Below are 7,407 nucleotides of genomic sequence, written 5' to 3'. Positions count from 1 at the left end.
AGCGGGGGCCGGACAGCGGGACGCGCGTCCTCGCCAGACCGCTACCGGCCAGAGGTTGGCGGATTGGGGACGGGTGATTCACATGGCGTTCACAGTCGGCGTCCCTACGGTCGTGCGCATGCCTGTCACCCCTTTCGAAGAGCCTGACAACGCCCTCGTCTCCCGACTCGTGTCCCGCCGCCGCATGCTGTTCCTGAGCGGCGCGGCCGGCGCCGTCGCCCTCGGCGGGGCGGGCACCGCAGCGAGCGCCGCGGACCGGCACACCGCCGGTTCCGGCACCCTCGACTCGGTGAAGGCGGCCACGTCCGCGTCCAGCGCCTGCATGTCACTGACCACGGAGCAGATCGAGGGCCCCTACTACATCGACTACGAACTCTTCCGGAAGAACGTGGTCGAGGACCGCACCGGAATCCCGCTCCTCCTCGTGCTGCGCGCCGTGGACAGCGCGACCTGCGAGCCCCTGCGCGACTCGGCCATCGAAATCTGGCACTGCGACGCGTCCGGTGTCTACTCCGGTTACACCCGGATCGGCAACGGCGGTGGCGGCGGCACGCCTCCCGGTCCGCCGCCCTCCGGTACGCCGACGGCGCCTCCGGACGGCCCGGGCGGCGGGGGCGGTCACGCGACCCCGACCGACGACCTCACCTGGCTGCGCGGCATCCAGATGACCGACCACCAGGGGTTCGTCACCTTCCGGACCGTCTTCCCCGGCTGGTACGCAGGCCGGGCCGTCCACATCCACACCAAGGTGCACACCGGCGGCTCCCGGACCTCCGACGGCTACACCGGCGGACGCACCTGCCACACCGGGCAGTTCTACTTCTCCGAGGACTCCGTCGAGGCCGTCGCGGACACCACCCCCTACTCGGCGAACACCGTCACACGGGTGACCCTCGGCCAGGACCCGATCTACCCCGGAACCGGCACCCGGGGCGGTCTGCTCAAGCTCGGCTACGACAAGAGGCACATCGAACGCGGCGTCATCGGCTCCATCACCATGGCGGTCGACCCCGGCGCCACGAACAACGGTGAGGGCGCACCCGGCGGCGCCCCCGCGCCGACCGCCTCCCCGTCGCCCTCCGCCTGACGCGACGACGCCGGACACGTGCGTCGGACCGAGCTGCCCGGACAGCTCCATGCGTGTGTCGGGGCGGGAGTGTCAAAGCGGTGGTACGGGTGCCTGCCGGATGGCGGTCAGTTCGGTGGCCAGCCGGACGGCGTGCCGGGTGGTGAACGGCGTTTCCGGCCGTTCGGCAGGGCTCTCGGCGGACGCGCCGCGTTTGCGTTCCGACAGGGTGGTGTGGTCCGGGCCGAGGCGCACCGCGTGGTCGGCGGTGGCGGGGCCGCGCAGCAGCAGGGAAAGCGTTCCGGGGACCGCGGTGGCGGCGTGCACCTCGTCGCTGTGCAGGACGTACAGGCTCCCCGTCGCTTCGGTCCGGACGCGCAAGGGGCGTACCGGTCCCGCCGCCAGGCGGTCGGTCACCTCGTCGACCGTTCCGTACAGGTGATGTTCGTAGGAGCCCCGGAGGATCGTGGAGGCGAAGGACCAGCGATGGTTGTGCGGTCTGGCGTGGGGGTCGGTGCGGCCGCCGAGCCAGTGCTGCAGCCGGAGCCGGACGCCGCTGCCGGGATCGTCGTACACGGTGAGGCGGTCGCCCCAGGGGCGGACCTCGGAGAGGCGCAGGAGCCGGTCGTCCCGGCACGCCGCGGCGAGGAGTCCGTTCAGTGTGCCGGGGTCGCGCAGCAGGAGCAGCGCGGACCGCAGCGCCGTCTCCGTGTTCGCCGGGTCCGCCCAGTCCACGCGGGAGAGGGCCTTCCACGCGGCCGTGTCGCTCATGTCGCCGGCAGGTGGTACTGGCGGGCGATCCCGACCGCGTAGTCCGGAGTCAGCGTGCGGCCCTCCGGCAGGGTCAGCCACAACCGCAGCAGATGGCGCTGTTCATCGGGGGCCGTACCGTTGACGAAGGCGTCGCGGGCGTGCAGGACCGCGTGGTTGTTGATGAACTGGGCGTCGCCGACACGGAAGTCCATGGTCAGCGCGACACCGTCCTCGGCGGCGATCCGGTCCACCAGTTCCATGACCTCGCTCTGGGCGGGACTCGGCGGCGGAGGGCCGTCGGCCGCCGGCTCCTGGAGGTATTCGGGCCTGCCGGCCCCGGCCGCGCGCCTGCGCCAGGACGGGCGCCGGCGGAAGGAGAGCCTGCCCTCGGCCCAGGAGACATGGGAGGCGGGGTAATAGGGGAGTACGTCGCCGTCGGCTTCGTCGCGGTTGTTCATCCACAGCGGTTCGGCCAGGGCGCCGACGAGGTCCGGGCGACGTCGCAGGATCTCGTTGAAGACCAGCGCGGAGCTGGCGATGCGCGAGGTCCCGCCCGACCGCGACCTGGCCAGGCAGAGCAGGGAGACCACATCGCACCAGTCGGTGTGGAAGGGGAGTTCCACCGGGGTCTGGTAGGCGAACCTGTCCGGGCCGGGCGCGCCGTCCTCCCTGACGTCGGCCAGGTAGAGCTCGCGCTTGTCCTGCGGTGTCGGGATCCCCACGGCGAGCCCCAGTGCCCAGTACAGCACCGCCGAGCGGCGAGCGGGCAGGCGTGCCACCGGGAGGCCGCGGACCAGCAGTACCCCGGGGCCGTCCTCCAGCGTCCGGCGCCATCCCCGCGCCTTGTCCTCGATACGGGGCAGACGCAAGGCGGCGGGGTCGACGAGGTGCAGCGGACCGTCCACCTCGGGTAATCGCTCCAGCTCGGCCAGGTCCTGCCCGTCCAGCTCCACCAGCCATTTCTCCGGTGCGGCGGTCAGGTCGGCTCCCCGCCACACCGCGGGACCGTCCAACGGGACGCGGGGGAGGGCTTCGGCAAAGACTCGCTGAGACAAGGTTTCACTCCGTCAAGCCATGGGCAGCGCCGATGGATTTGCTCGGCATTTACTGATTGCAGCCTGCATCCACCAATGCAACCAGGGGCATTCCAGTGGGTCAAGGCCACGGCATTTATTAACGCAGTGTTTCTGATTCATGGACCGGCAATCGCGGGGTTGACCCTCCTTCTGGGCGGGTGTCAGACTTCCTCGAGCGTACGGTCCCCGTTCGGGTTCTCGAACAGCCCGGCATCGACCCGGCCCGCCGTCGGGTTCTCGACCTGTTTCCGCTTCCGCGCGACGGGCTTGCGTGAAAGCCGCGCCCGCCCTCGTTGTCCTGCCGTTGCCGAGCTGCGAAAACCCCGGGAAGGTGTTCTCCGTATGCGGGGAGAATTATCTCTGTTATTGGCTCTCGCCAGACTCGCCCTCGACGAGAGGACGCTGGCGGACTGCCGGGCGCTGCTGGCCGAGCACGCCCGGAGATTCGACTGGGGGTATTTCATCGACCGGGCCGCGCGGCACCGCCTGCTTCCCCTGGCCGGCAGGCACATCACCCGGCACCGGCTCTTCCACGGCGAACCCGGGATGCCCGCCATCCCGTACCACTGGGTCTACGAGGCGGCCTATCTCGCCACCCGGGACCGCGCCGCCGTCCTCGCCGAGGAGTACGGTACGGTCATCGACGCCCTGACCGCGCACGGGCCGCCCTTCGCGGTCCGCAAGGGCCCGACGGTCGCCCGTCTCTACAAAGACCCCGGGCTGCGCCGCTCCAACGACCTGGACCTGCTGATCGACCGGACCGACCTGCCGGCCCTGGCGGACGTCCTGGCGGGCCTGGGGTACCGGCAGGGCCGGCCCGACGAGAGCGGCACCCGACTGCTGGACTACCGCCGCTCCACCCGGATGTTCTGGCAGGTGAACCTCCCCAACGCGTTGCCGCTGGTCAAGCTGGCGAACCGGGAATTTGTCGAGAGCTACCGCCTGGACATCTGTTTCGACATTTTCCCGGCGCGCTCGGGGGAAGACTGTCCCACGCGGGAAATGCTGGCGGAATCCGTTCCTTTCCCGATGTTCGGCCGAACGGGCCCGGCCCTCGGCCCGGCCGTCCGATTCATCGACCTGTGCACCCATCTGCACAAGGAGTCCACCAGTCTCTACTACATCGAGAACGGCTCCGATCTGGAATTGCTGAAGTTCCATGATGTCGCCCTGGCGGCACTTTCGGTCACCGACGACAAGCAGTGGCCTGAAGTCCGCGCGGCCGCATTGCGCTACGGTGCCGAGCGCAGCGTCTATTACGCTCTCCACCACGTGTCGCTGCTCTACCCGGAGGCCGTGCCCTCCGCCGAACTGGCCCACTTCCGGCCCGCGGACACCGCCTACCTGGACGAGTACGGGACCTTCGACGGCAAGCCCGGCTCGTGGGCGGCACCGTTCCTGGACCGTCTCTTCGACGTCTCACGCCGGGACCGGGTGGCGGCCGCCTCCTCCATTCCTCTCACCTGACCCCCACAAGGCCGCGCAGGCCGGCCCGCGGCCCCCACCCGCCCAGCCCGAGGAGCATCATGCCCACCCCCACCCCCGCGTCCACCCCCATTCCGTTACCGCTCGGCGTGCGGCCACGGCCGGACACCGTCGCACCGGCGACCCCCGTCGAGCACACCGATGTCGTGGTCCGGCACGAGTTCTGCGGCCCGCTGCTGTGGAGCGACAGGAGGCACGCGTTCTTCCTGCCGCGCGACAGCGCGGACAATCCGGCCGTCACCGAAGCGGTCCGCCGGCACGCCGAAGGTCTGGACTGGACCACCGGACTGTCGCCCCGGCTCGTCGGGGACTTGCGGGAACTCGGCTTCGACGGCAGCCTGCGAGAGATCCGGTCACCCTACCCGGACCGGCTCAGCGGGCCGCTGGAGATCTACTTCGACTACACCTGGCTGTGCAACCTCGCCCGGCACAAGTGCGGCCAGGACTCCTTCTGTTACGCCGCCGAGTTCCTCGGCCCCACCACACTGCGTGAGCAACGGGTCCGCGAGATCATGGCGGAGCTCGCCCAATGGGGCGTCATGCGCGTCCACTTGGCGGGCGGCGAGCCCACGATCAACAAACGCGCCCTGGCCAACTACCTGGACTCGGCCACCGAGAACGGCCTCTACACCTCGATGGCGACCAACGGACTGCTGATCGACGACGCCGTGCTCGACATCATCTTCCGCAACCGGATGAAGTCCGTGAGCTTCAGCATCGACGGCGCGTCCGAGGCGACACACGGTGCCGTCCGCGGTGCCGGGCTGTTCGACAAGACGGTGGCCGCGGTGCGCAGGACCGTCGCACGCCGGAACGAGACCGGATCCTCCACCCGGGTGTGCATCAAGCCCACCTACGAGCCCACCACGCCCAGGTCCGAGCTGGAGGCCCTGGTCCTGCTGGGCATCGAACTCGGCGCCGACGTCGTCAAGTTCGCCAACCCGGAGCGCTGCCTGCACCACGAGGAGGGCTTCTACTCACAGCAGGTGGACGCCTACTACGACACCATCGAGTTCATCTCGGAACTCCAGGGCCGGTACGGCGATCGCATCGGCATCACCAACGTCTCCAACCCCATGGCCGGGTGCGGCGACATCGGCATCCCGGGGCTCACGGGCTGCATCGGCGGACAGGAACTCATCGCGCTCAACCCCGACGGCAGTGTCACCCCCTGCCTGATGCACCCGCGCAAACTCGGCAACATCGACTCCGAGTTCACCGGCCTACGCGACTTCTGGAACGGCTCGGGCCGGCTGGAGGACTTCCGCCGGGAACTGCGCAAGCCCGCCGGCTGCACGGACTGTGGCCTGCACAGCTCCTGCCGCTCGGGTTCGACGACCCGGCGCATCGTACAGATCGGGCGCTTCGACCCCGAGCGGACCACGGGCGAGTTCGGCGCCGTCAAGGACCCGCTGTGCACGAGGGACTACCTGGCCCGCCATCCGGACAAGGCCCTGCCCGCCCCCACGGCCGCCCCGGACGAGCTGTCCTCGTTCCGTGAGATCGCGGTCCGGCACTCGCTGTGAGGGGGATGAGGGCATGAAGGTGGCGATCGTCAGCTACTTCGACTCACTGCGCTTCGACGAGTACCCGATCACCCACTCCCTGGGGGCGATGCGGCTGGGCGCCTACCTGCGCACCGCCCACCCCGAGTGGGAGGTACGGCTGCGCGCGTTCGACGAACGCGGCTACTCGGCCCCCGCGGCGGCAGCGGCCCTCCTCGCCGAGGGCTTCGACGTGGTCGGGGTGCCCGCGTACCTCTGGACCCTGGAACGGGCCGGACACCTCGCCGAGCGGCTCTGCGCCGGCGCCGGCGCCCCGTTGGTGGTGTGCGGCGGCCCGGAGACCCGGGCGATGGACTACTCCCGGTGGCCGCAGGAGACCGTCCACGTCATGGGGCAGGGCGAGGAACCCCTGCTCTGGCTCTGCGAACGCCGGGCGGCGGACCCCGCGTTCACCGGCCGGACCCTCGAAGCGGACTGCGCCCAGCCGGTGTACTCGGCGTCCCGCGACCGCATCCGGGCCTACCGGTACGCCGTACCCGACCGCGCCGACCGCAGCCTTCCACAGGGTGCCGCCCTGTTCTCCCCCGAGTTCGACGCCATGCTCGACGGCGACCGGGTCGACACCGACTTCGCCTGGTACGAGACGGCGCGCGGCTGCATCTACGACTGCTCGTTCTGCGGTCACAACACGCTGCCGTTCTTCGCCACCTTCGACACCGACTTCGTGCGCGCCGAGATCCGGAACATGCGCGAGCGCGGGATCCGCCGGATCTTCCTGATCGACCCCATCCTCGGCGGCAAGGCGGCACGCGGCAAGGAGATCCTGCGGGCCTTTCGCGACCTCGCCCCCGAGATCTCCCTCACCGCGTACATGCGCCCCGAGTTCCTCGACGACGAGTTCGTGGAACTGCTCGTGGAGTCCAACATCCACGAGCTGCTGATGGGCTTGCAGACCACCAACCCCAACGTGCCCAAGCACGTGCGCGGCAACCACTTCGAGAAGATCATGCGGTTCGTGCCGCACCTGGCCGCACGCGGGGTGCCCTGGCGGGCCGAGCTGATCGTGGGGCTGCCCGGCGACGACATGAACGGTCTGCGCGAGTCGCTGCGGTTCACCATCGACGAGCTGCGCCCCTGGTCGGTGCACTCGTACCATCTCACCGCGATCCCCGAGACCAAGCTCTTCGAGCTGCTCGACCGCACCGAGGACGACATCTGGATCAAGGCGGACGACCGGCTGCGTGTGGTGTCGGCCAGCAGCTTCGACGAACGCGAGCTGCGCGACATGCTGGTGTACGCGGGCGGCGTCACCTCCCGCCACTCCCATCTGCGTGAGCGCGACGGCACCGCCCCCGGCTTCGACGTCCTCGACCGGGACGTGCGCGCCGCGCTGGCCGACCCGGTGAACGGCCGGGCGGCGGCGGCCGCCTTCATCACCATGGGGCACCCGGCCGGCCACCAGGTGTGGCGGGAACACTCCGGCGCACCGTTGGGCGCGGGCACATGAGCGGCGTGCTCGTGC

Annotated in this window: 6 protein-coding genes; 4 read left to right on the top strand and 2 right to left on the bottom strand. The window is 70.2% G+C overall.

What is annotated here, in order from left to right; all coding sequences use genetic code 11:
- Positions 1-118: 118 nt before the first annotated feature.
- The gene (locus tag H5J33_RS17555; RefSeq protein WP_399552850.1) at positions 119-1,087 is read left to right on the top strand and encodes an intradiol ring-cleavage dioxygenase; all 969 of its coding nucleotides are present in this window, start codon (positions 119-121) and stop codon (positions 1,085-1,087) included.
- A gap of 72 nt (positions 1,088-1,159) precedes the next feature.
- Here H5J33_RS17555 and H5J33_RS17550 read toward each other — a convergent pair whose 3' ends face one another.
- Together H5J33_RS17550 and H5J33_RS17545 are read right to left on the bottom strand one after the other, a co-directional pair.
- The gene (locus H5J33_RS17550; protein WP_181795868.1) at positions 1,160-1,837 is read right to left on the bottom strand and encodes a hypothetical protein; all 678 of its coding nucleotides are present in this window, start codon (positions 1,835-1,837) and stop codon (positions 1,160-1,162) included.
- Positions 1,834-2,817: a TauD/TfdA family dioxygenase gene (locus H5J33_RS17545; protein ID WP_181795866.1), complete on the bottom strand. Its 984-nt coding sequence runs from the start codon at positions 2,815-2,817 to the stop codon at positions 1,834-1,836. Before H5J33_RS17545 ends, H5J33_RS17550 begins: the two co-directional genes overlap by 4 nt.
- Positions 2,818-3,261: 444 nt before the next feature.
- On the opposite strand from H5J33_RS17545, the gene H5J33_RS17540 reads away from it, so the two are divergent.
- The 3 genes from H5J33_RS17540 to H5J33_RS17530 are packed head-to-tail and all read left to right on the top strand — an operon-like array spanning position 3,262 to position 7,392.
- A complete protein-coding gene (locus H5J33_RS17540; protein WP_181795864.1) occupies positions 3,262-4,362 on the top strand; it encodes a nucleotidyltransferase family protein in 1,101 nt (366 codons plus the stop codon).
- Between the two features lie 59 nt (positions 4,363-4,421).
- Positions 4,422-5,906, top strand: a complete 1,485-nt coding sequence (locus H5J33_RS17535) for a radical SAM protein (protein WP_181795863.1) — start codon at positions 4,422-4,424, stop codon at positions 5,904-5,906.
- A gap of 13 nt (positions 5,907-5,919) precedes the next feature.
- On the top strand, positions 5,920-7,392 hold the full coding sequence (locus H5J33_RS17530) for a radical SAM protein (protein ID WP_181795862.1): 1,473 nt from the start codon (positions 5,920-5,922) through the stop codon (positions 7,390-7,392).
- Positions 7,393-7,407 lie beyond the last annotated feature (15 nt).

The organism is Streptomyces sp. WELS2 (assembly GCF_013870595.1).
Taxonomy (GTDB): Bacteria; Actinomycetota; Actinomycetes; order Streptomycetales; family Streptomycetaceae; genus Streptomyces.
Note: the sequence above shows the minus strand (reverse complement) of the source record. Positions and strands in the feature narration are given on the sequence as shown.

Coding starts and splice junctions, on each gene's coding strand:
- H5J33_RS17555 (WP_399552850.1), top strand. CDS start 119: ATGCCTGTCACCCCTTTCGAAGAGCCTGACAACGCCCTCGTCTCCCGA.
- H5J33_RS17550 (WP_181795868.1), bottom strand. CDS start 1,837: ATGAGCGACACGGCCGCGTGGAAGGCCCTCTCCCGCGTGGACTGGGCG.
- H5J33_RS17535 (WP_181795863.1), top strand. CDS start 4,422: ATGCCCACCCCCACCCCCGCGTCCACCCCCATTCCGTTACCGCTCGGC.
- H5J33_RS17530 (WP_181795862.1), top strand. CDS start 5,920: ATGAAGGTGGCGATCGTCAGCTACTTCGACTCACTGCGCTTCGACGAG.